Source organism: Robertmurraya siralis, from assembly GCF_005502275.1.
Classification (GTDB): domain Bacteria; phylum Bacillota; class Bacilli; order Bacillales; family Cytobacillaceae; genus Robertmurraya; species Robertmurraya siralis.
This window is the reverse complement of record NZ_SWLZ01000024.1, coordinates 18,018-42,426: the sequence shown is the minus strand read 5'-3', so window position 1 is coordinate 42,426 and position 24,409 is coordinate 18,018. Positions and strand designations below refer to the sequence as shown.

Genomic DNA, 24,409 nt, shown 5'->3' with positions numbered 1-24,409 from the left:
TAGGGAGGGGTAAAATGAAAAGATTTTTTAAGTTTGGGTGTTTAGGAGCAATTGGACTTATGGTAGGTCTAGTCATAATTGGTTTTATAATCGGAGAAGATCCAAATGATACAACTACATCAGTTGAGGTAGACGATAATAAAAGTGAAGATGCTAAAGAAGTAACTGCTAGTCAAAAAGATTTTTATTTAAACAAAACAAAACCAAAGATTGAAGAATTAACAGGTATGTACGATAAGATATGGGATGAAGGATGGAAGCCAACATTTGAAGCTTTGTCAAATGGAAATGCTAATATATACAACGCTTACGATAATCTAAAAATTGTAAGGGATACTTACAGGGATTTAAGTGGTGTATTTAAGTCGATACCTGTAGATGATTTAGGGAAAGAGCATCAAAAGCTATTAGAAAGTGCCTTTAGTGATTTACGTTATGCAGCAGTAGCCAGACAAATAGCTGCTGAAAAAGCTATGGAGATGATTGACACTGGAAATTATTCACCATCCTTCATGGATGAAATCGAAAGCCAAATAAAGTCAGCCGATTCTCAAATGATTTCTGGGGTTGCATCGATTGCAATAGTGGAAAGTGAACTAGGGATAATTGAAAATAGTAATTAGAAAAGGTCACTCTAAAGAGTGGCTTTTTATTTTTGCCAAAGGTGGTGGATATATGGCGACCATAAGGACGACAATTCAAGTGCAAGATAAGATGTCACAGGCATTTCGCTCAATGAATAGTGCAATGCAGACTGTCATTAGTAGTTTTGAACATTTACAAAGGTCGTCAAGCAACGCTGTAAATACGGCTTCTATTCAATCAGCAAGAAGGGATTTAGCGCTAGCTGAATCAGCCTTCAACGATATTGAATCAGAAATACGAGAAGCAAACCAACAACAACAGCAATTAAATAATAGTATTCAACAAGGAAGCAATGAGGCAAATGGGCTTTTAAAGAAAATAGGAGCAGTTGCTGCTACATATGTTTCTTTGCGAGCAGCAGGAGATGTAATTTCTTTATCAGACAGTATGACCAATATTAATGCAAGGTTAGATATGATAAATGATGGGTTGCAAACTACTAAGGAATTACAACAAATGATATTCGATAGCGCTCAGCGCTCCTATGGATACTATGGAGATGCAGCAGACCTCGTGGGTAAATTAGCGATGAATGCAAAAGATGCATTTGCTTCAAATGCAGAAGCAGTATTATTTGGTGAACTATTGAATAAGCAATTTATTATTGCAGGTACTGCTGTAGATGGGATGAAAAATGCAACCATACAGTTAACTCAGGCGCTTGGTGGTGGAGTACTACGAGGAGAGGAATTAAATAGTATATTTGAACACGCACCAAATATTATTCATACTATCGCGGATTATTTAGATGTACCAATTGGGAAAATTCGGGAGATGGCTGCTGATGGAGAAATATCAGCTCAAGTAGTTAAAGCGGCAATGTTTTCTGCTGCGGATGAAATCAATGAAAAATTTGCATCAATGCCTTTAACTTTTTCTCAAATTTGGACCAGTTTTAAGAATGAAGCATTATGGGCATTTCAAGATGTACTTCAGCAATTGAATAACCTAGCAAACAGCGATCATTTTCAAAAATTTGTTAGTGGAGCTATTCAAGCTGTTAAAATTCTTGCTATAGTTGTGATTGGAATTTTTGAAATAGTCTCTGCGATAGGTGGTTTTATTTACGATAATTGGTCTTATGCTGAACCTGCAATAGTAGCAGCTACCGTTGCCTTAGTTGCCTATGGATTAGCGATGATGTGGGTAAATAGAGAAAAAATATTAGAATCCGCTTTAACAGCAATAGCAACTGTTAGAAAATGGGCTCATGTTTTTGCAACAATTGCTCAAACTGCCGCAACATATGGATTGACAGCTGCCATGGCTGCTTTAGGAGTGGCTATTGCTGCCAATCCAATAGGATGGTTAATTGGAGCTATTGTGGTCTTAGTGTTGATAATTTATCTTGCAGTTGCAGCAGTTAACCATTTTGCTGGCACATCTATTTCAGCAACCGGAATAATTGCAGGTGCATTTGCAATGTTAGGAGCAGTTATTTGGAACATCATAGCCTTTATCTTTAACATACTCGCATCACTAGTTGAGTTTTTTGTTAATGTTTGGAGGCATCCGATGTATTCAGTAAAAAAATTGTTCGCAAGTCTAGTAAATAATGTGTTAGACATGGCAATTAGTATGGTTTCTGGATTTGATTCTGTAGCAACAAATATTGCTAATGCATTCGTTAAAGGAGCAAACATGGCAATCGGTGCCATCAATTGGATTATTGATGCCCTAAATAAGATCCCCGGTGTAGATATTGGTAAAATAGGACAAATGAAAAGTACCAGTTCAATAACTAGTACTTTAAAAAATATAAAGTCTAATGTAAATCAATGGGTTGGTGATACTCCAGCTGATTATTGGGAAGCACCAAAAATGAAAATGAAATCAGTTGGTGGTGCTTGGGATGCAGGATATTCATGGGGAGCAAACTTATTTAATAAAGACTCTGGGGATGATAAAAAATCCGCAGGAGATGAAATGAAGGAATTATTAAGTGGAATGGAGGGTATCAAGGAGGCAACGAAAGATACTGGTAAATCCGGCAAAGATACTGCTGGTAATACGAAAAAGATGGCTGAATCGATGGATATGGCGGAAGAAGATCTCAAGTATTTGAGAGACTTGGCAGAACGAGAAGTCATCAATCGTTTCACTACGGCTGAGATTAAAGTCGATATGAGTGGGATGAGCAATAACATCAACAATGAAATGGACCTTGATGGAGTTGTCTCTTATCTTGAAGAGAAGGTTTATGAAACAATGACCATTGCGGCAGAGGGGGATCATGACTGATGTATGCTGTATATTTAGACGGTGTGCAGCTACCTGTAACACCGTCAGAAATGGACATGCAAATCAACAATCAAAATAAAACGATTTCTCTCATCAATGATGGCGAAGTGAATATTTTAAAAACAGCCGGTCTGACGGACATTTCCTTTACTGCCTTGATTCCTCAAGTATTATACCCATTTGCAGTGTATAAGGATGGATTCAAAGACGCGGCTTTTTTTCTGGACAAGATTGAAAAGTTGAAGGTTGATAAAAAGCCGTTTCAGTTTATTGTTTCTAGGGTATCTCCGGCAGGGAATTTGTTGTTTGATACAAATATGAGTGTTTCAATTGAGGAATATTCAATCAATGAAAATGCCGATAATGGCTTAGACTTAGAGATTGATATTGACCTAAAACAATATCGCGCCTACGGAACCAAAAAAGCGGTGATTAAGCAAGCGACAGCGGCAAAAAAAACCGTTAAGACAACAAGCAGTCGTCCAACAAACAAAACCCCACCTAAGACCCATACAGTCGTTCGTGGAGACACCTTGTGGGCGTTGTGTAAAAAGTATTTAGGAAATGGGGCAAGATACCCCGAAATCGCCAAGCTTAATAAAATCCCTAACCCCAATTTGATTTATCCAGGGCAGGTGATTAAATTTGGCTAATATCGAGATTGCGATTCAAAACGGGCAAAACATTTATTATCCTGCCGTGGAAGAAGGTATCACTTGGGAAACAGAGCGAAAGGGAGTACCAGGAAAGGTTGTATTTACCGTATTAAAAGATACAAATATTTTCTTCCAAGAAGGAAATGCCGTCATGGTAAAAGTGGATGGTCAAAAACTGTTTTACGGCTTTGTTTTTCAGAAAAAAAGAGATAAGCAACAACATATTGAAGTAACAGCCTATGACCAGCTGCGCTATTTTAAAAATAAAGATACCTATGTTTACAGTAATAAAAGACTGGACGAATTGATTAGGATGATTGCATCTGACTTTCGTCTCAATGTCGGAACTGTTGAAAATACAGGTTTTAAGATTCCTAGCCGCGTTGAACAAAATAAAACCTTATTTGATATTGTGCAAACAGCCCACGACATTACTTTAGAAAATCGCAAAAAGATGTATGTTCTTTACGATGATTACGGTAAGCTTACGCTAAAAAATATTGAATCGATGAAACTCGATCTTCTAATCGATGAAGAGTCAGGAGAGAACTTTGATTACTCTTCTTCCATTGATGGAGAAACTTACAATAAAATTAAGCTTGCCTATGAGAATGAAGAGTCGGGAAAGCGCGAAATCTATATCGCTCAACATTCAAAAAATATGAATGACTGGGGCGTGCTGCAGTACTTTGACACGATTAAAGAAGGAGTCAATGGAAAGGCGAAAGCAGATGCGCTTCTCCAGCTTTACAATCAAAAGACTCGGAATTTAACGATTAAAAAAGCCTTTGGCGATCTGCGGGTGAGAGGTGGTTCTGCCGTAGTTGTCGGTCTCAATCTTGGCGATATCATTGTTCAAAAATACATGATGGTGGAGAAGGTGAAGCATACCTTTGAAGAAAGTGAACATTGGATGGATTTGACTTTAAGGGGTGGTGAGTTTATTGCCTAGTCTTGTTGAACTGATTCAGAAAATTGCCAAGCGAGCAGTGGAAGAAGCCCAACCAACATCGATTGAATATGGCACCGTAGTAAGTGCAAATCCTTTAAATATAAGCCTTGAACAAAAACTCACGTTAGATTCAACGCACCTTATCTTAACTAACAATGTCAAGGATTTTGAGGTAGAAATGACGGTGGATGGCGTCCGAAAAAAGTACACTGTCCACAATCAATTGAAAAATGGTGATAAAGTAATTCTGTTTAGGCAGCAGGGAGGGCAAAAATTTGTTGTCTTGGACAAGGTGGTGACGTCATGATTCCGGTTGTAAATGATGACTTAGTAAACGATTTTGAACTTGAACAGGAGCCAAGTAGAACATACAAGCTTCACTTAGAGAAAAAACGGATTTCCGGATATATCGATAACTTGGAAGCGGTCAAACAAGCGGTCTATGTCATCTTAAATACGGAGCGTTATGAATATCTTATTTATTCATGGGATTTCGGGGTTGAGCTCAACGATTTATATGGCCAGCCAATTGCATTTGTTTTACCAGAATTAAAAAGAAGAATTACCGAAGCATTGACACAGGATGACCGGATCGAGAGTGTTGATGCTTTTCATTTTGAGACGAGTAAGGGGAAAGTGCATGCTACCTTTACTGTCCATTCCAGTTTTGGAGACTTTGAAGCAGATCGTGTGGTGAATATTTAATGTATGAGGAGATTACCTATGAGGATTTGCTTCAGCAAAAGCTGGATCAAATCGATGCGGATATCGATAAACGAGAGGGTTCCATTGTCTATAATGCATTAGCTGGTAATTCGGTTGAAGCGCAGCTGCTTTATATTGCTTTGGATTCCATCCTAAACGAAACCTTTGCGGAAACAGCGACACGGGAAAACTTAATTAAGCGGGCAGCCGAAAGAGGACTCACTCCGGAACCGGCAACAAGAGCTAGGTTGAAAGGAGTATTTAATATCGATGTGCCAATTGGTAGCCGATTTTCTTTAGATGACATGAATTATGAAGTGATAGAACGGATTACACAAGGAGAGTTTGTTCTTGAGTGTGAAACGTTCGGAAATGAAGGGAATCTCTATTTAGGTCCGTTAGTACCGATTGATTATATCGACGGTCTTACTTCTGCCGAGTTAACGGAGGTTCTTATTCCTGGGGAAGATGAAGAGGAAACCGAAGCTTTGCGCAGGCGGTATTTTAACTCTTTTAACTCACAGGCTTTTGGTGGGAATCGGCAGGACTATAAAGACAAGGTCAATAGTCTGCAAGGTGTTGGTGGCGTAAAGGTTTATCGGGCGTGGAATGGTGGAGGTACGGTCAAACTGGTGGTGATTAATTCCCTTTTTCAGAAGCCTTCCCAAACCCTTATTGACACATTGCAAGAAACGATTGACCCTATTGGGGAGCAAGGTGAGGGCGTTGGACTAGCACCCATGGATCATGTCGTTACTGTGTTCGGGGTAGATGAGACCACAATCAATGTTGCTTCAAATATCACGTATCAAGATGGATGGTCATGGCCGGAGGTTGAACCCTATGTGCTTGAAACGATAGATAGTTATTTTGCCAGTTTAAATGAAACATGGGCTGAGCAGGACGCCCTTGTTGTACGAATCAGCCAAATCGAGACGCGCCTGTTGAATATTCCGGGAATCATTGACATTGCAGACACGACGCTCAACGGAGAGCAGGAAAACATTGTTTTGCACCCTGACGCTATTCCGATAAGGGGTGTGGTAAATGGATAGAGAGATTGATGTATTAAGCTATCTGCCACCTGTTTTACGAGAATTTAAAGAGAATCAAGAGATTGCGAAGGTGGAGAACCCACAGATTGAGCGATTATGGCAAGCAACCGAGCAAGCCATGAATGACCAATTCATCGAAACGTCAACAGAGTATGGAGTAAGCCGTAGAGAACGTATGCTTCATATCTTCCCCGCAGGAACGGATACTTTGGAAACGCGTAAATTTCGCCTGCTTACTCGCTATAATGAGCAGGCGCCATACACACGAAGGGTATTGCGTAATTTAATGAACTCTCTATGCGGCGAGGATGGACACACCTTATCGATCGACGTGGCTCAAAAGGTGATTAGTGTGAGGGTAGAACTTACAGTAAGAGGAATGTTTGATGCGGTTGTGGACATGCTTGAACGTATTACACCCGTCAACATGGTGATTGATGTCCAACTACGTTACAACCAGTATAGTAAACTCTCAAAGTATACGCATGCTCAGTTGTCTCAATATACGCATGACCAACTTAGGAATGAGGTGATTTAATGGCGACACACACACCGAATTACGACTTGAAAAAGCCGGCTCCGGATGACTTTTACAATGTAGCTGACCAAAATGAAAATATGGATAAGATTGATTCGGCTTTGAAAGGGGTTAGTAATGACCTTACATCACAGCAAACTGATTATATGTACCAAGTACCCAACATAGTCGGCACACAGATACGCATCAATAAATTATCCAACACCAATCGCTTGTTTTTCCGGTTAGATGACAATTTAACTGGAAACATTACCATCTCAACGGATGGCGGAGCAACATCAAAGCCATTGCAGGACATTGATGGAAACCAAATAACGCAACTTGATAAAGGATTCGTGGAGGTGGTAGCTGATGCGAATTTTTTTATTTTGCGGAATAGGGGGTTAGGTGGTGCGGATAAGCAGGCGTTAATTGATATTGTCAACGAAGCTGAACGTAATGAGAGTGATGTTAAGAGTAATTTAATAACTGTGGTAAATGAGAAGGTTGGAAGCACTCTTCCGTTAAATGCTCCTTGGATTGATATTCAGAATGTGATTAGTGGGATGACGAATAAGAAATGGGCAAGTGGTACAGCAACTTCAACTAGTGAAACACTTCCTTTTGTCACTCAAACTGGGAGTAGTGCTCGTGTCTCTTATATAACGGTTAATGGATTAGACTTTAAACCCAATACCATTATTATAAGTGCGATTGGTTATGGACCTTACCAAATTGTCTTGCATCCAGAAAACTTAGTTACGGGTGACCCCAATTATAATACGGCCCGAATAATTGCTATGGGTAACGTTGCAGGGACGTTGCAATTTAGAGCATTTAGATTAGTGTCTCCTGCAGTAGTCACTGAAACTTCTTTTACAATGCCAGTATATGGTGGTGACAATGAGTATAAATGGATCGCATTCGAATAGAAAGGAGGTAAACCATGCCTTTAGATAATACAGCATCCATAAAAGACATTATTACCTCCTTGCAAAATTTGGAGGGTATCAATGCAAAAGCAGAGTTAGCAAGTGTTATCGGTAGTCCAGTGACGGATGAGGACACCATGTCAACGATGGTTAATCAGATTCAGACTTCTAAAAATGAACTTGCAGGAAAAGTAGGTGAAGGCGCAGAGGGAACTGACCCGTTGCAGACACTTGTTGATAAAGTGGTGGTTGGGAAGAAGTGGGCGAAAGGAATCGTCACCTCATCTTCTGAGAGGTTGTCATTTTATTATGGCTCAGGTACCTCAACAAGTTCATACTTTGTAGAAATTAATGGTTTAGACTTTATTCCTTCGAAAATCGAAGTAATCAGAGAGGGAAGTCATGTAGTTAACTACAACTCGGATGGATATAGAAATGATCTTCCGAATTTCAAAATAACACTACAAGATTTAAGTGCTCTGTCTAGTAATAGTAATCTAATACAAGGGTTTGCTCTCTTAGGTAATGCATATGTAGATTCAGGAGGTTTTAGATTACCTGTGCGTCATGAAAATGTTCAGTATAGATGGTATGCGTATGGATAAAAGGAGGTAAAATAGTGAAAACATTAATCATCCACGATGAAACCGGATATATTTTGTCAGTTAGAAGTGGCGAACCATCACCAAGAGAACCACAAGGAGTGCCTTTTTTGTGGGTGGACATCCCCGAAGGCAAGCGATTAAAGATTACTGATGGAATCGGTGTAGATGTATCAGTAACACCGCCACAAGCAATATTAGAGGATATACCACCAAGTGAGACTGAATTAATAAAAGAAGAAAACTTAACGCTCAAACTAGCGATTGCGGAGTTGGCAGAAACACAAGAACAAGCTAAACTTGAAACACAATTAGCACTTGCTGAATTAGCAGAATCTTTACTAGGAGGTAATGGGTAATGGTAAAAGTTTATTGCGATTTAATCAAAGCTGGATTACGCGTAATCGACCAGGTACCATTATTGTGGCGAGAAGATGTTCGTTCAGAATTAGAAAATGAAGGATAAAACGCAGCATAAGCTAGCGTTATTTTTTATGCAGGATTTCCCTCGTTTATGTCGAAAGTAAAAGTAAAGAAAACAAGGAGGGACTATCAATGAATGAACCATGCAACGGTGGTTTCGTTAAAGAAAGTCATAAAGACCCAGGAACTGGTGGTCTCTAATATTTAGAAGCACTCATTTTATGGGTGCTTTTTCTTTTGCCTAAAACATCACGGTTTTTGGCTATTTTAATGAAAAGGAGTTTTAAGATGAATTGGGAAATGTTTTATAAAATTGGGGCGACTGGAATAGGCGCCATTGTCGGGTATTTATTCGGGGGGTGGAGTATCTTGCTACAAATATTGCTTGCTCTTGTCATCATAGATTATATAAGTGGGCTACTTGCTAGCGGTGTAGAGGGCAAGTTGAGTAGCAAAATTGGGTTTAAAGGGATTGCAAAAAAAATAATGATTTTCTGCTTAGTTGCTGTAGGACATTTAGTAGATAAGTCGATAGGAGATGGTAGCATGATACAAAATGCAATCATCTTTTTTTATTTGGGGAATGAGTTGTTATCCATCATAGAAAATGCTGGGCGAACTGGTCTGAGAGTGCCGGAACAACTCAAAAGTGCTGTTGCTATTTTGCAAGGTAAAGGAGATGGGCAGCGGTGACAGTAGAAGAAATCGAACTCCATCCTGGTCATTGGAAAAATCCTAGTTCGGGTGCAAATGGCATTCTGAATGAAGTGACTGAAGCACGCAGAGTCACTAAGCGAGTGCATGAGATTCTCAAAGAAGCAAAGGTACCTTGTACTTATTTTGAAGACAACACTTCTACAAATCAGAAGCAGAACCTTAACACACTGGTTAAACATCACAACGCTGACCGAAATGGATTGATTGTCTCTATTCACCTTAATGCTGGCGGCGACTCAAGTAAGGGAATTGGCACGGAGGTGCTGTATAAAACTCAAAAGAACTTAGCTGCTAATGTCTCCAAGGCGATTTCAGATGCAAGTGGATTGAAAAATCGTGGTGCTAAGTATCGGGATAACCTTGCCATTCTGACTCAGACTTATGAGCCAGCTATTTTAATAGAGGTATGCTTTGTAAATAGTGTTGTCGATGCAGAACTTTATCGGAAAAACTTTGAACGAATCTGTCAAGCAATCGCAAGAGAATTGGCTGCATATCTCGGTAAATCCATTAACAATAAGCAACAATCAACAAACACAAGCAACAAAAAACCTGAAAGGAAGTTGAGCGGAATGAAACCAAACTGGAAAGATTGGCAGTGGGAAGAAGCAGCAGAAATTTATAAAAAAGCAAGAGTAAAGGGAATTCTTTCATCTGATGAATGGGAAAAGAAAGCTGCAGAAAAGAATCTGACGTTTGATGAAATTGAGTACCTTAACTTGGTGCTTAATGGTCGGTTGTTGTAAAAGTTAAAGCCCTTACTCTTTTTGAGTAGGGGCTTTTAATATTGGGTCATAGTATGATATTATTTTCTTCTATTCCAAATTGAGGGCTGCTAACTTCTTGTGCAGCTGGGGGACCAGGAGGCTGCTTTTCAATTTGGTGTGGTAATACTGGAATTGCTCTCTGAACTTGAGAGATAAATGCCACTCCATTATGATTTTCAATAATTTTTGTAGCTGGAGTAGCAGTTAAAGTATGTATGCATGCATGGTGAACGGAAAGAACCGCATCCTGTAATTTTTTATCATCCTCAAGTGCTTGAACTGCTAACCCAATATCTCTTGCTCTACCCAGAGAAATATGACGATCATGAGAATAGGTTAAAGCATGATTTCCTAGTTCAGAAACAATGTAGTCAGCTTTTTTTTCTTTGTTAGAAGAGTCTTTAAACATTCCAGTTATTAACCATTCTTTTACCATTTGGTTTGACCAGTCAATTGCCTTTTCACATTCTCCTATTAAAGTAGGACTATATTTAGCTATGATAGGTTGCCAAATTGGAATTTTCTTTGGATCCTCAGTAATTTCTTTTACTGCCCTATTAAACTCTTCAATAATTCCATGTGTTGGGTAGCCCCGGTATTGTGGATCTATAGGTCCAAGGTTAGAATGTTTGCCCATAATTATTTCTTTAGAAGCACATGCAATCATTGTACCTGCTGACATTGCAATCTGTGGTACAATTACTCTAATATCAGTTCCAAAAATAGATTTTAGATACTCAACTAAGGATTCGGTAGCTGCTATACTACCACCGGGGGTATGTAAGAATAAATCTAGTCCTTTTGTCTTGTCTAATCCATTCATAACTGTCATGAAACCGTTTTTGTCACTATCGTCAACAGAAAAACCATTATAACGTTCAGCAACTAATTCTTGTTTTTGAAGCCATCCTGAATAATAAACTATTACATTTCTCTCAGTAATTTCATGTAAGGCCCTTAGATATTTTCTTCTAATTGAATCAAAAGGATTGTTAAAAATATTGATTTCATTTAAAATTTCACTCCAATTAGGCATTTTATCTTTGTTCCCCCCTTTCGGTTGGAGTTACAACAATATGTTTGGTGACAAATTTACTATTTGTTTCATCATCTAACAGTGTTGAACCAAAAGTATACTTTTTTCTATTTTCTTTGCTATTAATATTTAACTTCCTAAAAATGTCGGTTATTTCTGGTCGGATTTCATCGTTCTTCAAATTAATACCTCCCTTTATTTCTTATAATATATTAACATCAATTATAAAAATAATATACCTTTTGAAAAATCACTTGTGTCGAAATTTGTAGAAATTAATAAAAAAATTTCAGTCGCAAAAGAAATTACAATATTATGCATAACTCATTTATTATTATTATTATGTTTTTTGTGAAAAATGATACTTTCAATGAGAGCAAAATAGGACGGCTTAAACTTAACAGATAGCTACTCAAAAATTCGCCTGTCTCTATCTAGGATTGTTAAAAGCATCGGCAATAAAATCGATTGCTCAATGATTTTACGGTCATCCTCCTTTATTAGCACCTAGATCATCTCCGTTTTACTAATGTCATTTATCGATAACCTTAATATCTCCTTATCTGTATCGATTAATAAAGTCTTAGTGACATAATCAATTTTGTCGACTACGCCCTCAATGTCTTTAAAATATCCACCATCCCATAGTGTAAGTCGCATAGGCATGGTGTAATTAAGTGAGTTATAAATATCAATGTTTATTTGCTCAAGTTCTTGTTCGTCTAAAATTGGCTTAGGCACTTTTTCTTTGTCTTTTCCTAACTTAATAAGTTCTTCTTTATGCTCAGGCAACATTATCCGACTTGATTCCCATCGTAAGTTACTACCCTTAGTCAGTTTATTCATTTAACCATCTCCTTTGATTTTATTATACAAACATTTGTTCGTAAATCAATAGTGGTCTATTTTTATTTACAGAATGATATCTTACATATTAAAATAAAAGAAAATAGATGGAGGGATAATATGGGATTTAAGGATATTTTTAAACAACGATTTCCTATTAAGATTTTATCCGGCGGTCATATATTAACAAAGAAACCTTTGCCTACCCCTATTCAAGTAGCCAACGTAACAAAGGGTAAAGCACCAGGGCAAATTATTATCGAAGTACCTTTTGCAGATAAGACACCTTTTCAGTTGAAAGGCATTGAATGGGAAGAGTCGCATGCAAGAAGTGGAGGAAAAGCAGCAGTAGGAGCAATTGCGGGCTCGGTAGTAGCGGGGCCATTAGGAACTATTGCGGGAGCAGCTGTCGGAGGAAAACGTAAGGATACTTCAAAAGCGTTCTTAATTTTAGAAGACCAAGAAGGAACTGAACATCAGTTACACATTCATTGCGACCAAAATTTATATGTGCAGTTATCAGGGTTAATGGGGTGACTTAATGCCAGCACCTATGACTGCATGCATCAAGTGTTATCGTGTATGGAAAACAAAGAAGATGAATTTTAACATGATTGATTTAGAAAACATGACAAAGCATGATAGGATTTTTATTCTATGTTCAGAGTGCAATAATGGAGAAGAAAAAAGTATTTTATATGATGGAGAAGAGTTTATAAAACTATAGCCCTTGCTAATGCAAGGGCTTATTTATATGTATAAACAACTTATGTGCCTATTGTATTTACAGAACATTTAGTCCTAAGCACGATGCACACACGAGATGCTAAAGGAGCTATTTATCGTTTATTTGAATTTGGGGTTGAACGAATTGAAGTAGAGCAAACACTTGTTGCGGTTGCTGCACAAAGGCTGGTGGAATTGGAGTGTCCATATTGTGAAAGTGATATTTGTTCACCCTATTGCTTTTCTAGCAGTCAATTAAAAAGAGCGAGTATTTTTGAGCTACTGACCGGGAGAGCGTTAATGCGTGTCATACACGGACAAGAAACGAATTCTTATAAAAATCTGAAAAGCATTATTAATAAGGGAATTGCTTTAGGTTATATTAAGGAATCTGAATATGAAAGATGGATCATAGATGAAGAATCATAAATGGAGAATGAAGGAACAGGCAGCATTTTTAAGGAAGACAGGTGAGCTTTTAGAGCGAGGCTATCCGTTGGCAGAAGCGATCCGTTCATTAACCTATCAAATGAAAAGCAGGCAAAAGGAAGACATTGCTCAAGCGTTACTCCATTTACGAGAAGGCCATCCTTTTCATCAAATTCTTCACAAGTTAGGCTTCAATCAAACATTAGTTGGATATGTTTATTTTGCTGAAGAACACGGTTCATTAGCTGATGCATTTCGTGAAGGCAGCACGATGATCCTTAAAAGACAAGAGGACGTTGAAAAGCTAAAAAAACTGCTTGTCTATCCAACGATACTGATTGCCGTCACTTTATTTCTTTTTTTCTTTGTGGAAAAAGTATTGCTCCCCCAATATACCTTGTTGTTCAGCTCCATGAATTTAAAACCTAACATATTCATGAGAATGGTTTCGTTTATCGGAGAAGCTTCTCCATTCTTCGTCATCCTTCTATTATTATGTATGCTCCTCTTACTTAGCTATTACTTCATGACTTTTAGAAGACTTCTTCCCCTCAAGCAAAGAGCGCTTATTGCTAACATTCCATTTTTCGGCTCATTCTATCGTTTGTTCACAACGCATTATTTCAGTGTGCAGCTCAGCTATTTACTAGCTGGCGGCCTTTCTATTCATGAAGCACTGAAAGTGTTTGAAAAATATGTGCAAAGCCCGTTTTATAAGCAAATTGGGCAAGAGATGCAGCTTTTTTTAATGAGAGGGGAATCGTTTGAGGCCGTTTTAACGCATTATGATTTCTTTGCAGGAGAGCTCTCGTTCATTGTTAAACATGGTCAGGAAAATGGGAAGCTCTCAGAGGAACTTCTTTTCTTCAGCAAGCATTGCCTTGAGAAGCTGGAGAATAAAACAGAAAAAGCGTTTAAAATTGTTCAACCAATCCTATATTCACTCATCGGACTTATTATTGTTTCAATGTATTTAGCGATACTGTTACCAATGTTTCAACTGCTGGATGGATTTTAGAAAGGAGTATTTTTGATGAAAAAAATTTTAAAACAGGATGGCTTTAATTTAATTAAGGCAAAAGGTAGTCAGGATCGATGTTTAGCTGTCAAAAAAATAAACGAGCAAAATGCGTTCACATTAATAGAAATGATGATCGTTCTTCTTGTCATTACCGTCTTATTAATAATTACAATTCCCAATATTACGAAGCATAATTCTACCATCAATACGAAAGGCTGTAAGGCTTTGGTAAAGATGGTGGAGGCACAAGTACAAGCATATGAAATGGATAAAAAAACAGTGCCTACTAGTATGGAGGTTTTACAATCGGAAGGATACCTAAATGAAGAGCAGGCGACGTGTTCAAATGGAGCTCGAATTACGATTGATGCAAAAGGCGAGGTAAAGGTTACAAGTGGGACTTAAAAAGATGAAGGGTAAGGAGCAGGGGTTTACCATGCTGGAGGCGTTGTTTGTGTTGAGTATATTTTTGCTCATGATATCTATCTCATTTCTTTCCTTAAAGCCCCATCATTTCCAACAAGAGAAACAGTTGTTTTTCTCACAGCTAAAGGCTGATTTTCTTTATGCACAACAATATGCAATCACCAATCAAAAGCTTGTAAGAGTCAATTTCATAACCGCGGAAAATTATTATTATATACGAAAGCAAAATGGTGAACTTCTTCTCAAACGGGAATACGCAGATAACATCATGGTCAGAGCTGGTTCGCAAAATCTCCACTTTTATTATCATTCGAATGGAAATATTAGCACGATCGGGGCCATTTACATTTACATTGGGGAAGATGCTTATCAGCTTATGTTCCAATTAGGTCGGGGGCGGTTCTATGTTAAAAGGATGTAGAGGCTTTTTCTTAGCTGAACTTTTTCTCTCCCTAACGGTCTGGATGTTAATGTGTCTTACACTTCTTCCTTTATATTTACATGTTAGTAAGCAATCGTTAGATATCCAAAAGGAAATCTCTGCAACTCATTTAATGTACGAGGTGCTTCAACACTATCTACAGGACGGTTTTATGGAAAGTGGCATAATCCATAGAGAAAATGAATCTTTCCGTATTCATTGGGAGACAGGATTGAATTCTCCGATAAAGGTGTGTATTAAATATGAAAACTCTTTTGCAGAAGAGAGGGAGAAATGCGAACGACTTGAGTGAGAGTGGTTTCACGATGCTAGAGATGCTTTTTTCATTCTCGATCTTTTGTTTAATGATCTCCTTCCTGCCGCTATTATTTCAAATTATTTTTTATGATCATGCGGTGGAGGCTAGAATTCAGAAAATGGAATGGGAGTTATTTATCAGTCAAACGAAGAAGGATATTCAATCAAGTGATCACGTTGAGGTAGTAAATGGTGAATTAATTTTAATAAAGGGAGAAGAGAGCATTTCCTATCAAAAATATCAAAATGTTTTAAGAAAACAGGTAAACAGGAAAGGACATGAGGTTGTTCTTCAAAATGTTGCTTCTGTCACTTTTTCAAAGGAGGAAAACGCAATCACAATAGAAGTGAAAGACTTATTTCACCACTTTAATCAGGCGACGATCTTTTCTTTTATTAGCTCTGTAGAGAATGGGGTTGAAGAAGAATGAATGCACGAGGATTTACCTTTCCTGTAACCCTTTGTATTTTGCTTTTATTTTCATCCTTTTTAGCTGTTCACTTTCAGCAATATGTGATGGAAAAAAGATTTCAATTTGAACTTGCGGAGTTTGAGAGAAACCAATTTATGTTTCTCCAATCTTTAAAAAAGGTTGAAATATTGTTAATTACAGAAGAGCAATTTAAGAAAACGGGGCAATTCCATTATGAAAACGGCACTGTTACGTACCAAATCGAAGAACTTGACCCTGAGCAACTGCAAATTTCATTTCGATTATTTACTTCATCTCAAGGGGAACTTACAGGAGTAGGGTATTTTGATCAGGAACTGCAAAAAATGGTGAAATGGACGGAACGAAACTAAGCTCTTTAGCAAATTTCTGTCTACTTTGTTGTTGGTGGTAATAGAATATTTATTTTCGGATATACTGCTACTGACAATGAGTCTGTTAGGAGTGCCGATAAAGTGAAAACAAATGATTATGTAAAGTATATTACAGAAACAGTCGTGAAATATATTGACCAGCCAAAAGACGAGCGAATAAAGATTAAGCAAGAAAGAAAAGGTGGCAAGGCAAGCTTTTGGTACCGTTGGTTTGGTCTCCTGCCGTATGCATTTATAAGCATGAAGAAGAAAAGAAGATAAAGTCCCATTGAAGCAAGGGACTGGAGAATGAACGCATTTTATACCATTCGATTTTTTGCTGCCTTTTGCTGACAAGCTGTGTACATCACTTATATACTTATATAGTGGTGTACTTTTTTGTTTGCGTTGGTTCTAAACTGATCGCATGTTCTACTACAACCTTAAGTGAAACGATGAGAGTTTGAAATATGTACTCTCGAAATGATTGAATGAATGGGTGCAGCGGCAAATCGTATTGGAGCAATATATTATCGAACATATAATTTGTTATGCGAAAAAATGCCATTTTTCCCATAAAAGGATAGATGAAATGGAAGTGTTCGTCTATCCTTTTTCTATGTTTTAATAAAATGTGTCTGTTTCAATTTTAATGACATAACTTAATTATTGATTTAAATAAAAAATTTGCGTAGCTTTTTCCTTATACTGCCCGATCGGTCAAATAAAAGAGACCTCCATTGACGATAGAAATTTTCACATTAGGCTCGTATTGGTCTTGAAGGGCCTTTTTTTCATTCTCATATGTTTCGCCTTTTTCATCAACTTCTATTTCCTCGTAAAAATGTTCCAGCAGTTGTAAATCTTTATTCCAACGCTCCCTTGCTTCCACAGCCCAATTGTCATCCTCCTGTTCAATTTCTCTCACTAATTGATTTTTAATTCTTGAAACACCGCTTTTCGGCATGATAAGCGGTGAAAGAGTAAATGAATAATCAGGGATTTTCGGTGTAAGTTGTAAATTTAGAAGACGATCATGGAAATTTTCTACAATTTGTCCATTGATAAGCTGCAAACCAAGTGATTTAAACACATCCCTTTTTCGATCACATTGATAAGAGATGCGAACATTAAGACCTAGCCACGGTTTTAATGGAACTTGCTGACCTGATGTAAAGCGATGATTTTCGTATAAACGAATGTAAGCAGCCAAGTTTTTCGTTGATTGAAAGATTTGGTGAAGGCGAGGGGAGCCAAAATGAATGACTTCTCCTTTAATATGCTCTGGCGCTGCTTCTTGATTGGTGATAAAGGTCAGTTTCATCGGATTGGGTACTCCACCTGTTTTTTCTAGATAATGCCAGTAAAACGGTCGATTCATCAGTTCCTTGTCTAATTCAATCGTTAATTGCACCGTCATATACCCTTTTTCTTCCTCGATAATCTCACAGCCGTTGGCCTGAAAATAATTTTTAAGAAACCGTTGAATTTCCTGCTGCTGCATTCGTTTCACTCCCCTTCATTTCTTCGGCAAATTGAATCATTGAAGCAAGATTATCCATCTTAATTTTCATTTCTCCTTCTGAGGTAGAGTGGCCGAAGATATCGATTAAGTAATCCTCAAAGTTGCCGAACTCAAGCTTGGAGAGAATATCATCAAGTTCGCCCACGACTTTTTCAAATAAAGAAATTTTTTCGTGCAGAAGCTTTAATACATGCTCTTCCACCGTTCCTTTAGTTGCGAAGTTATAGATGTGAACATCCTTCTCTTGACCAAGGCGATGAACCCGGCCAATTCTTTGTTCGAGCCGCATCGGATTCCAGGGTAAATCAAAGTTGATGATATGATGACAAAATTGAAGGTTAATCCCTTCTCCACCTGCTTCTGTCGCGATTAATACCTGTGCGTGTTTTTGGAACAATTCGCGCATCCAATCCTTTTTTCCGCGCTTAAATCCACCTCTAAATGGAACGGAAGTAATGCCATTTTGTTTTAAAAACCATTGAAGATACATTTGCGTTGCCCTATATTCAGTAAAAATGATCACTTTATCATCAATATTTCGAATCAGCTCGAGAGCCTTTTCTGCTTTTGAATTCCTTTGGATTGCCTGTACCTTTTCCGCGAGTGTTTGAATTTGCTGCTCGTATGCAGGACTTGGTGACTCCTGTTTCGCAAGCATGTTTTTCAAAGTTACGAAGACAGCTTCACGGCTGCTGCATGCTTCCCTTTGCAACGTCATGATTGAAAAAGCGCTCGTCGCCATCCAATTATCCTCACTCCTTAGCTCAGAAATGGCATCATACAATTGCTGTTCTTCCTGTGAAAACTCGATAGGAATTGTTTCTACATGCCGATCAGTCCATTCAATGCCGGTGTCTGCTCTGCGATTGCGAATCATCACTTTATTGACTAATTGTTTTAAATGCTCATTATCATCTAATGAACGTGAATCTCTTTTATATTTTTCATAAAAAGCGGACTCATTCCCTAAATGTCCAGGTTTTAATAAGGAGACAAGATTAAAGATTTCACTTATGCGATTTTGGATAGGAGTGGCTGTTAATAAAAGACAAAATTTCTTTTTTAAACTTTGGACAAATTCATAGTTTTTCGTTTTATTATTTTTTAGTTTATGAGCTTCATCGATAATAATTAAATCATAATCCTGTTGGAAAATGATGTCGCGATGAGGATTGCGCTTGGCTGTGTCGATCGATGATACGACGACATCATATTGCTCCCAAACGTAGCTTTTCTTTTGGGCGACTGCTGGAATATAAAATTTACTCGTTAGTTCATTGGCCCATTGTGTGACAAGGGATGCAGGGACTAAAATTAAGGCTTTTTTTACGAGCCCTCTAATCATATATTCTTTTAAGATTAGGCCTGCTTCGATCGTTTTTCCTAATCCGACCTCATCGGCTAATATCGCTTTCCCATTCATATCTTCCACAACTCGCTTTGCTACTTCAAGCTGATGCGGTAATGGTGTTAGCTGAGGGAGATGTTTTGGAGCCTGTAAGCCCTCAAAATCATCAATGACCGTGTGTTTTTCCACTTCGATTGCCAGTTTGTATAAGTCCCAATTCCCCCAAGGACCGTCATCTTCAATTTTTTGAAAAAAACCATCTGCCCATGATGTATCGAATTGTATTTCTACCGTCATAGTATTTGCTCCTTTTAACTCGTGTTTTCTGTGAATAAATGAAATGATTATGAACTCTTGTTTTCGAAACTTTGTCATATGTCAGTGATGACTTTTCGATTATTTTCTCTCTGATTCCATGGAAAACCTGTTTTCTTATGGCTTTTTAGCATAACTGAAAGGTATATGAAACCTTTGTTTCATACGTAATGATTCTTAAATCACTTGCTCAACAATATCGTAGCTTTTCAGAAAAAGATATTGCCCTCATATTATGTACATGGTAGGATGTATTTGAAAGTTAGAAATTTTGTCACATGTTGACTATAAGCGAACGAATATGTTTTTTTTAGGATAAACAATCGTTATGATATGAATGAATATATGCGCAAAACAACAAAATGTTCGTTTTTATGTGATACCTCTTTTGTAATGATCTCGATTTATTCGTATTAACTCGTACTTTATAGTATGACCAACTGGGAAAATTTTATAAACGCGGATGAGAACAAGGGGAGAGACTACGTTGTAGCGCCGAAGGAGCAAGCATGAATTTGTGAATCTCTCAGGCAAAAGTACACTTGTTTGACGCAACTCTGGAGAGTGCTTCGACAGGAAGAATGAAGCCACCAAAGGGGAAAGCTTACGGAGTGTTCATACAGCATGAAGACTCAAGTAAGTAAACTTTCAGGTGCCAGGACAGAGACCTTTCTTTTATGAAAAGGGGGAGCTCTGTCCTTTTTTTCTTGGACAGAGATATAACGTTTGATTTTGAAAATGGTCTAGCACCAGCGCCAATCGCCTAGCAAATTTCAGGTCCTTTCACTGCGATAAGTCAACTATGAATCGCTTCACGATTCAAGTTTCCTTTATCTAAAGTCGAAGCTCTTCCAGTTTGTACGGCGATGAGCAAGGCGCTTCCGCTTTTCGATTAAATTTCGCTTTTTTAAGCGGGTTTTGATAAATACCAAGTAAAAATAAGAAAGGGGATCATGTAATGTCTGAGCTAAAGCGCACTCCTTTATTTGAAGTTTACAAACAATATGGGGGAAAAACAATTGATTTTGGCGGATGGGACCTTCCTGTACAGTTTTCCAGCATTAAAGAGGAACATGAAGCTGTTCGAACTAAGGCAGGATTATTTGATGTCTCTCATATGGGGGAGATTGAAGTTAAAGGTCCAAACAGTCTTTCTTATCTGCAAAAAATGATGACAAATGATATTTCAAAGTTGAGTGCTGGTGGTGCTCAATATACCGCTATGTGCTATGAAAATGGTGGCACAGTGGATGATTTACTCGTTTACAAACTAGGGGAAGATGATTATTTACTCGTGGTAAATGCGGCAAATATTACGAAAGATTATAATTGGCTAGAGAAGCATGTCGATGAAGGGGTTACGCTCAAAAATATCTCTGAGAGCATGGCTCAGCTAGCATTACAGGGACCAATAGCAGAAAAGGTATTGCAAAAGCTGGCAAAGGAAGACCTAAGTAAGATTGGCTTCTTTAAGTTCCAGCTTGAAGTGGAAATAGCAGGAAAGAAAACGCTTGTCTCTAGAACTGGCTACACTGGTGAGGATGGCTTTGAAATCTATTGCGCGAGTGAAGATGCTGTTCTGATTTGGAATGAAGTTTTAGCAGCCGGACAAGATGACGGAGTTTTGCCATGCGGCTTAGGGGCAAGAGATACGTTGCGTTTCGAGGCAACTTTAGCTCTTTATGGTCAAGAGCTTTCACCGCAAATTTCACCGTTAGAAGCTGGGATTGGATTTGCCGTAAAGCTTAATAAAGAAGCTGATTTCTTTGGAAAAGAAGCGTTAAAGAAGCAAAAAGAGTCCGGTGTTCCTCGTACATTAGTTGGTATTGAGATGATAGAAAGAGGAATTCCACGCCATGGCTATCCAGTTTATATCGATGATCAAAAAATTGGCGATGTGACTACTGGTACTCAATCTCCTACATTAAAGAAAAATATTGGCTTGGCACTTATTGAAAGTAAATTTGGTGCGCCTGATACAGAAGTGGCAGTTGAAATTCGCGGCAAGAAAGTAAAAGCGAAAGTGATCCCAACTCCATTTTATAAACGAACTCGCTCTTAAAAGGAATGAAAACTAAATTTGCCAGGAAAAGAAAGGGGAATCCGCAATGAAGCATCGTTACTTACCGATGACTGAAGCCGACCAAAAAGAAATGCTTGATACGATCGGTGTTTCTTCCATTCAGGAGCTTTTTGATGATATTCCGAAAAGTGTTCAATTTAAGGGAAACTATAATATTAAAGCAGCAAAATCGGAATCTGCACTATTGAAAGAATTGACTCGATTAGCTAATAAAAATGCTGATTTAAAGTCTCATTCTAGTTTTCTAGGAGCAGGTGTATATGATCATTATATGCCTGTTATCGTCGATCACGTATTATCACGTTCAGAATTTTATACAGCCTATACACCGTATCAGCCAGAGATTTCTCAAGGTGAATTACAAGCCATTTTTGAATTTCAGACGATGATCTGTGAACTGACAGGAATGGATGTTGCCAACTCTTCTATGTATGATGGTGGAACGGCTCTCGCCGAAGCAGCCATGCTTAGTGCAGGTCAAACACGCAGAAAGAAAGTACTGGTCTCCAGCGCGGTTCATCCAGAATCAAAAGAAGTCGTGAAGATGTACGCAAAGGGACAATATATCGAAGTCATTGAAGTTCCGCAAAAGGATGGGATTACCGATCTGGAAGCGTTACAGTCAATGGTTGATTCGGATACTGCAGCAGTGATTGTGCAATACCCAAATTTCTTTGGCCGACTTGAGCCGCTGGCAGAGATAGAAGAGGTTGCCCACGAACAAAAAGCGATGTTTGTTGTCTCTAGTAATCCATTAGCTCTTGGTGCCTTAACTCCTCCTGGAAGGTTTGGTGCAGACATTGTTGTAGGGGATGCGCAGCCATTTGGTATTCCTACAGCATTCGGTGGTCCGCATTGTGGTTATTTTGCTGTCACGAGCAAATTGATGAGAAAAGTACCAGGCCGTTTAGTTGGACAAACGACTGACGATGAAGGAAGAAGAGGGTTTGTTCTTACTCTTCAAGCGCGTGAGCAACATATTCGTCGTGATAAGGCAACGTCAAATATCTGTTCGAATCAAGCGTTGAATGCATTAGCTGCATCTGTAGCGATGACCGCTTTAGGAAGAAAAGGCGTGAAGGAAATGGCGCTACAAAACATCCAGAAAGCCCATTATGCAAAGAAGGTTTTGCAAGAAAAAGGGTTGGAGATTGTTTTTGACGGTCCATCCTTTAATGAGTTTGTCGTAAAGGTTTCAAATCCTGTGAAAGAAATGAATCAAGCTCTCCTGCAAAAAGGAATTATCGGTGGTTACGATCTAGGTCGTGATTACCCTGAGCTCGAACAGCACATGTTAGTAGCGGTTACAGAGTTGAGAACGAAAGAAGAGATCGATACATTTGCGCAAGAAATGGGGGATTTCCATGCATAAAGAAGATCAAGCCCTTATATTTGAACTTAGCAAGCGAGGCAGAGTTGGTTACAGCCTTCCAGAAATGGATGTTCCAGAGGTTGATGTGAGCGAGCTTTTACCGGAAGGCTATTTACGAGCGGAAGAAGCGGAATTACCGGAAGTATCGGAGCTCGACATTATGCGTCACTACACTGCGTTATCGAAGCGAAATCATGGGGTCGATTCTGGTTTCTATCCACTCGGTTCTTGTACGATGAAATACAATCCGAAAATTAATGAAAATGTAGCTCGCTTTAATGGCTTTGCTCATATTCATCCATTGCAGGATGAGAGCTCTGTCCAAGGTGCCTTGGAGCTTATGTATGACCTTCAAGAGCATTTAATTGAAATCACAGGCATGGATGAAGTTACGTTACAGCCTGCAGCTGGTGCCCATGGAGAATGGACTGGCTTAATGATGATTCGCGCTTATCATGAAGCAAACGGAGATACGAAACGAACGAAGGTGATTGTTCCTGACTCTGCACATGGAACAAACCCTGCATCCGCAACGGTAGCTGGTTTTGAGACGGTAACAGTGAAGTCAAATGAGCACGGATTAGTAGATTTGGAAGATTTACGAAACGTAGTTGGAGAAGATACAGCAGCATTGATGCTGACAAATCCTAATACTTTAGGTCTATTTGAAGAAAATATCGTAGAGATGGCTGAAATTGTCCACGGAGCCGGTGGGAAGCTATACTATGACGGTGCCAATTTAAATGCTGTGCTTTCAAAAGCAAGACCAGGTGATATGGGCTTTGATGTCGTCCATTTAAACCTTCATAAAACATTTACTGGCCCCCATGGTGGCGGTGGTCCAGGTTCAGGACCTGTAGGAGTGAAGGAAGATTTAATTCCGTTTTTACCGAAGCCTGTCGTCACGAAGCAGGGAGACGAATATGTACTGGATTATAACCGTCCGCACTCAATCGGTCGCGTTAAACCTTATTATGGTAATTTCGGAATTAATGTCCGTGCTTATACGTATATTCGCAGCATGGGTCCAGATGGGCTCAAAGCTGTAACAGAATATGCGGTACTAAATGCCAACTATATGATGAGAAGATTGGCGCCATTCTACGATCTTCCATTTGATAGACATTGTAAGCACGAGTTCGTCCTAAGCGGGAAGCGTCAAAAAAAGCTTGGGGTGAGAACATTGGATATTGCTAAGCGTCTCCTTGATTTTGGCTATCACCCACCAACGATTTATTTCCCGCTGAATGTGGAGGAGTGCATCATGATTGAGCCGACCGAAACGGAGTCAAAGGAAACGTTAGATGCCTTCTGTGACGCGATGATCCAAATCGCCAAAGAAGCGGAGGAGAATCCAGAAATTGTTCAAGAGGCTCCGCATTCTACAGTCGTAGGTCGTCTTGATGAAACAACGGCAGCGAGAAAACCGATCTTGCGCTATCAAAAACTATAATATAATTTTTAATAAAAGGTAGTGTGCTTAATATTGTTGTTGTATAATATTTCGACTATCTTATGCGAAATGC

General features: G+C 38.6%; 31 protein-coding genes and 1 riboswitch. Of the genes, 26 read left to right on the top strand and 5 right to left on the bottom strand.

Annotated elements, in window-relative coordinates; all coding sequences use genetic code 11:
• Nucleotides 1-14 precede the first annotated feature (14 nt).
• The 14 genes from FCJ93_RS20375 to FCJ93_RS20315 all read left to right on the top strand — a co-directional run bounded on the left by FCJ93_RS20375 (nucleotide 15) and on the right by FCJ93_RS20315 (nucleotide 10,191).
• Nucleotides 15-623 carry a hypothetical protein gene (locus tag FCJ93_RS20375; RefSeq protein WP_137744539.1) on the top strand — a complete coding sequence of 203 codons (609 nt, stop codon included), beginning with the start codon at nucleotides 15-17 and terminating at the stop codon, nucleotides 621-623.
• The gene (locus tag FCJ93_RS20370; RefSeq protein ID WP_137744538.1) at nucleotides 607-2,886 is read left to right on the top strand and encodes a tape measure protein; all 2,280 of its coding nucleotides are present in this window, start codon (nucleotides 607-609) and stop codon (nucleotides 2,884-2,886) included. Before FCJ93_RS20375 ends, FCJ93_RS20370 begins: the two co-directional genes overlap by 17 nt.
• Nucleotides 2,886-3,539: a LysM peptidoglycan-binding domain-containing protein gene (locus FCJ93_RS20365; protein ID WP_211344140.1), complete on the top strand. Its 654-nt coding sequence runs from the start codon at nucleotides 2,886-2,888 to the stop codon at nucleotides 3,537-3,539. Before FCJ93_RS20370 ends, FCJ93_RS20365 begins: the two co-directional genes overlap by 1 nt.
• Nucleotides 3,532-4,494, top strand: a complete 963-nt coding sequence (locus FCJ93_RS20360; protein ID WP_137744536.1) for an XkdQ/YqbQ family protein — start codon at nucleotides 3,532-3,534, stop codon at nucleotides 4,492-4,494. The genes FCJ93_RS20365 and FCJ93_RS20360 overlap by 8 nt, the downstream gene beginning before the upstream one ends.
• Nucleotides 4,487-4,801 carry a DUF2577 domain-containing protein gene (locus tag FCJ93_RS20355; protein WP_137744535.1) on the top strand — a complete coding sequence of 105 codons (315 nt, stop codon included), beginning with the start codon at nucleotides 4,487-4,489 and terminating at the stop codon, nucleotides 4,799-4,801. The genes FCJ93_RS20360 and FCJ93_RS20355 overlap by 8 nt, the downstream gene beginning before the upstream one ends.
• Nucleotides 4,798-5,199, top strand: a complete 402-nt coding sequence (locus tag FCJ93_RS20350) for a DUF2634 domain-containing protein (protein ID WP_095310250.1) — start codon at nucleotides 4,798-4,800, stop codon at nucleotides 5,197-5,199. Before FCJ93_RS20355 ends, FCJ93_RS20350 begins: the two co-directional genes overlap by 4 nt.
• A complete protein-coding gene (locus FCJ93_RS20345; RefSeq protein ID WP_137744534.1) occupies nucleotides 5,199-6,254 on the top strand; it encodes a baseplate J/gp47 family protein in 1,056 nt (351 codons plus the stop codon). The genes FCJ93_RS20350 and FCJ93_RS20345 overlap by 1 nt, the downstream gene beginning before the upstream one ends.
• A complete protein-coding gene (locus FCJ93_RS20340; protein WP_137744533.1) occupies nucleotides 6,247-6,792 on the top strand; it encodes a putative phage tail protein in 546 nt (181 codons plus the stop codon). Before FCJ93_RS20345 ends, FCJ93_RS20340 begins: the two co-directional genes overlap by 8 nt.
• Nucleotides 6,792-7,703 carry a hypothetical protein gene (locus tag FCJ93_RS20335; RefSeq protein ID WP_137744532.1) on the top strand — a complete coding sequence of 304 codons (912 nt, stop codon included), beginning with the start codon at nucleotides 6,792-6,794 and terminating at the stop codon, nucleotides 7,701-7,703. Before FCJ93_RS20340 ends, FCJ93_RS20335 begins: the two co-directional genes overlap by 1 nt.
• A gap of 14 nt (nucleotides 7,704-7,717) precedes the next feature.
• Entirely contained in the window at nucleotides 7,718-8,308 is a 591-nt protein-coding gene (locus FCJ93_RS20330) for a hypothetical protein (protein ID WP_137744531.1), read from the top strand.
• Nucleotides 8,309-8,322: 14 nt separating this feature from the next.
• Nucleotides 8,323-8,664 (top strand): hypothetical protein, encoded by a 342-nt coding sequence (locus tag FCJ93_RS20325; protein ID WP_137744530.1) that lies wholly within the window; start codon nucleotides 8,323-8,325, stop codon nucleotides 8,662-8,664.
• The gene (locus FCJ93_RS25710) at nucleotides 8,664-8,771 is read left to right on the top strand and encodes a CD1375 family protein (RefSeq protein WP_268951613.1); all 108 of its coding nucleotides are present in this window, start codon (nucleotides 8,664-8,666) and stop codon (nucleotides 8,769-8,771) included. Before FCJ93_RS20325 ends, FCJ93_RS25710 begins: the two co-directional genes overlap by 1 nt.
• A gap of 245 nt (nucleotides 8,772-9,016) precedes the next feature.
• Nucleotides 9,017-9,421: a phage holin family protein gene (locus FCJ93_RS20320; protein ID WP_137744529.1), complete on the top strand. Its 405-nt coding sequence runs from the start codon at nucleotides 9,017-9,019 to the stop codon at nucleotides 9,419-9,421.
• Entirely contained in the window at nucleotides 9,418-10,191 is a 774-nt protein-coding gene (locus tag FCJ93_RS20315; RefSeq protein WP_137744528.1) for an N-acetylmuramoyl-L-alanine amidase, read from the top strand. Before FCJ93_RS20320 ends, FCJ93_RS20315 begins: the two co-directional genes overlap by 4 nt.
• A 46-nt stretch (nucleotides 10,192-10,237) precedes the next feature.
• Here the strand turns inward: FCJ93_RS20315 and FCJ93_RS20310 are convergent, their stop codons facing one another.
• The 3 genes from FCJ93_RS20310 to FCJ93_RS20300 form a co-directional block, all read right to left on the bottom strand.
• On the bottom strand, nucleotides 10,238-11,248 hold the full coding sequence (locus tag FCJ93_RS20310) for an SDH family Clp fold serine proteinase (protein WP_137744527.1): 1,011 nt from the start codon (nucleotides 11,246-11,248) through the stop codon (nucleotides 10,238-10,240).
• A 1-nt stretch (nucleotide 11,249) separates the two neighbouring features.
• A complete protein-coding gene (locus FCJ93_RS20305; RefSeq protein WP_137744526.1) occupies nucleotides 11,250-11,429 on the bottom strand; it encodes a hypothetical protein in 180 nt (59 codons plus the stop codon).
• Nucleotides 11,430-11,755: 326 nt separating this feature from the next.
• The gene (locus FCJ93_RS20300; RefSeq protein WP_137744525.1) at nucleotides 11,756-12,094 is read right to left on the bottom strand and encodes a YolD-like family protein; all 339 of its coding nucleotides are present in this window, start codon (nucleotides 12,092-12,094) and stop codon (nucleotides 11,756-11,758) included.
• A 120-nt stretch (nucleotides 12,095-12,214) separates the two neighbouring features.
• Between FCJ93_RS20300 and FCJ93_RS20295 the strand changes: the two genes are divergently transcribed.
• From FCJ93_RS20295 to FCJ93_RS20255, 9 genes are all read left to right on the top strand, one after another.
• A complete protein-coding gene (locus FCJ93_RS20295; RefSeq protein WP_137744524.1) occupies nucleotides 12,215-12,631 on the top strand; it encodes a hypothetical protein in 417 nt (138 codons plus the stop codon).
• Between the two features lie 234 nt (nucleotides 12,632-12,865).
• Nucleotides 12,866-13,249 (top strand): ATPase, T2SS/T4P/T4SS family, encoded by a 384-nt coding sequence (locus FCJ93_RS20290; RefSeq protein ID WP_268951612.1) that lies wholly within the window; start codon nucleotides 12,866-12,868, stop codon nucleotides 13,247-13,249.
• Nucleotides 13,236-14,267, top strand: coding sequence for a competence type IV pilus assembly protein ComGB (comGB, locus tag FCJ93_RS20285; protein ID WP_095306741.1), 1,032 nt, complete (start codon nucleotides 13,236-13,238; stop codon nucleotides 14,265-14,267). The genes FCJ93_RS20290 and comGB overlap by 14 nt, the downstream gene beginning before the upstream one ends.
• Nucleotides 14,268-14,282: 15 nt before the next feature.
• Nucleotides 14,283-14,675: a competence type IV pilus major pilin ComGC gene (comGC, locus tag FCJ93_RS20280; RefSeq protein WP_137744523.1), complete on the top strand. Its 393-nt coding sequence runs from the start codon at nucleotides 14,283-14,285 to the stop codon at nucleotides 14,673-14,675.
• A 4-nt stretch (nucleotides 14,676-14,679) separates the two neighbouring features.
• Nucleotides 14,680-15,117 carry a competence type IV pilus minor pilin ComGD gene (comGD, locus tag FCJ93_RS20275; RefSeq protein WP_095306739.1) on the top strand — a complete coding sequence of 146 codons (438 nt, stop codon included), beginning with the start codon at nucleotides 14,680-14,682 and terminating at the stop codon, nucleotides 15,115-15,117.
• A complete protein-coding gene (locus FCJ93_RS20270) occupies nucleotides 15,101-15,430 on the top strand; it encodes a hypothetical protein (RefSeq protein WP_095306738.1) in 330 nt (109 codons plus the stop codon). The genes comGD and FCJ93_RS20270 overlap by 17 nt, the downstream gene beginning before the upstream one ends.
• Nucleotides 15,381-15,866, top strand: a complete 486-nt coding sequence (comGF, locus tag FCJ93_RS20265; RefSeq protein ID WP_268951611.1) for a competence type IV pilus minor pilin ComGF — start codon at nucleotides 15,381-15,383, stop codon at nucleotides 15,864-15,866. The genes FCJ93_RS20270 and comGF overlap by 50 nt, the downstream gene beginning before the upstream one ends.
• Complete coding sequence (gene comGG / locus FCJ93_RS20260) at nucleotides 15,863-16,240, top strand: competence type IV pilus minor pilin ComGG (protein WP_095306736.1); 378 nt, start codon at nucleotides 15,863-15,865, stop codon at nucleotides 16,238-16,240. The genes comGF and comGG overlap by 4 nt, the downstream gene beginning before the upstream one ends.
• Before the next feature lie 102 nt (nucleotides 16,241-16,342).
• Nucleotides 16,343-16,522: a YqzE family protein gene (locus FCJ93_RS20255; RefSeq protein ID WP_095306735.1), complete on the top strand. Its 180-nt coding sequence runs from the start codon at nucleotides 16,343-16,345 to the stop codon at nucleotides 16,520-16,522.
• Nucleotides 16,523-16,943: 421 nt separating this feature from the next.
• Here the strand turns inward: FCJ93_RS20255 and FCJ93_RS20245 are convergent, their stop codons facing one another.
• Together FCJ93_RS20245 and FCJ93_RS20240 are read right to left on the bottom strand one after the other, a co-directional pair.
• Entirely contained in the window at nucleotides 16,944-17,744 is an 801-nt protein-coding gene (locus FCJ93_RS20245; protein ID WP_095306734.1) for a YqhG family protein, read from the bottom strand.
• Entirely contained in the window at nucleotides 17,713-19,410 is a 1,698-nt protein-coding gene (locus FCJ93_RS20240; protein ID WP_095306733.1) for a DEAD/DEAH box helicase, read from the bottom strand. Before FCJ93_RS20240 ends, FCJ93_RS20245 begins: the two co-directional genes overlap by 32 nt.
• Nucleotides 19,411-19,891: 481 nt before the next feature.
• A riboswitch (glycine riboswitch) is annotated at nucleotides 19,892-19,980 on the top strand.
• Nucleotides 19,981-20,386: 406 nt separating this feature from the next.
• Between FCJ93_RS20240 and gcvT the strand changes: the two genes are divergently transcribed.
• The 3 genes from gcvT to gcvPB are packed head-to-tail and all read left to right on the top strand — an operon-like array spanning nucleotide 20,387 to nucleotide 24,336.
• Nucleotides 20,387-21,490 (top strand): glycine cleavage system aminomethyltransferase GcvT, encoded by a 1,104-nt coding sequence (gcvT, locus tag FCJ93_RS20235; RefSeq protein ID WP_137744521.1) that lies wholly within the window; start codon nucleotides 20,387-20,389, stop codon nucleotides 21,488-21,490.
• Nucleotides 21,491-21,536: 46 nt separating this feature from the next.
• Nucleotides 21,537-22,883, top strand: a complete 1,347-nt coding sequence (gene gcvPA / locus FCJ93_RS20230) for an aminomethyl-transferring glycine dehydrogenase subunit GcvPA (protein WP_137744520.1) — start codon at nucleotides 21,537-21,539, stop codon at nucleotides 22,881-22,883.
• Nucleotides 22,876-24,336: an aminomethyl-transferring glycine dehydrogenase subunit GcvPB gene (gene gcvPB / locus FCJ93_RS20225; RefSeq protein WP_137744519.1), complete on the top strand. Its 1,461-nt coding sequence runs from the start codon at nucleotides 22,876-22,878 to the stop codon at nucleotides 24,334-24,336. The genes gcvPA and gcvPB overlap by 8 nt, the downstream gene beginning before the upstream one ends.
• The last annotated feature ends 73 nt before the right edge of the window (nucleotides 24,337-24,409 follow it).